This is a genomic window from Vibrio sp. 1402 (assembly GCF_033340275.1).
Map to the genome: position 1 here is coordinate 1 of NZ_JAWOWE010000307.1, position 675 is coordinate 675.

Below are 675 nucleotides of genomic sequence, written 5' to 3' on the forward strand. Positions count from 1 at the left end.
TACTGCTTGCGGCGGCGGTTGCCGCACCAGTTGCTGAGCCCGTTGTTGTCATATTCGTCATCTCCAAACCTCTAGATCACCATACCGCGCCACATGGTTGGTCGCTTTCGTCTTTTACCCTGCACGCCTTGCAACTGATGCTGTTGCTGCCTGCGGCGCTGAACTTCTTCGATGAGTTCTTGCTCTGCGTGTTGCATTAACTTCGGCGAGGCGTTTAAACCGCCAAGCAGAACTTCTCCTGCTACGGGGCCAACACCGAGTCCTTCTAATAGCTCACTAAAAATGTCATTTCTTTCATCCGCATTTCGAATGGCTAACTCTGCATTTTCAATAGCTTGGGTAAAGGGTTGCTTCATATTGATTCCTATCTTAAAGCGTGTCTTCTCATTGGCGCTGTCAGTAACAGTCGAGAGTTTTTACATTTTTCTCTTTTTCAGTGGGCGATAGTCTGCAAGCCGCAAAAAATACCAGTCGGCTTGTTGATCGTGGCTAGCGCCACAGGCGTGTAAGTAGAATTGAGCCAAGCGTTGGCTACTCATGTTGCTACCACGCAACACATCAACGTTACCGCGGATAACCCAATCAGAAGGAAAAAGAGGGATGGCGTGCTCAGCCAAAAGAAACAGGCAAGAAAAGGGGTTACTCAACCCCAAATTCGGACTCACACGTTTGAGG

The 675-nt window shown here is 48.9% G+C and carries 1 protein-coding gene and 1 pseudogene; both read right to left on the reverse strand.

Features of this window, described 5'->3' with window-relative positions; genetic code table 11:
- Positions 1 to 71: 71 nt before the first annotated feature.
- Entirely contained in the window at positions 72 to 356 is a 285-nt protein-coding gene (gene vcrG, locus R7044_RS25735) for an LcrG family type III secretion system chaperone VcrG (RefSeq protein WP_225456062.1), read from the reverse strand.
- A gap of 60 nt (positions 357 to 416) precedes the next feature.
- Positions 417 to 675: pseudogene (gene vcrR, locus R7044_RS25740) on the reverse strand (LcrR family type III secretion system chaperone VcrR); the annotation flags it as partial.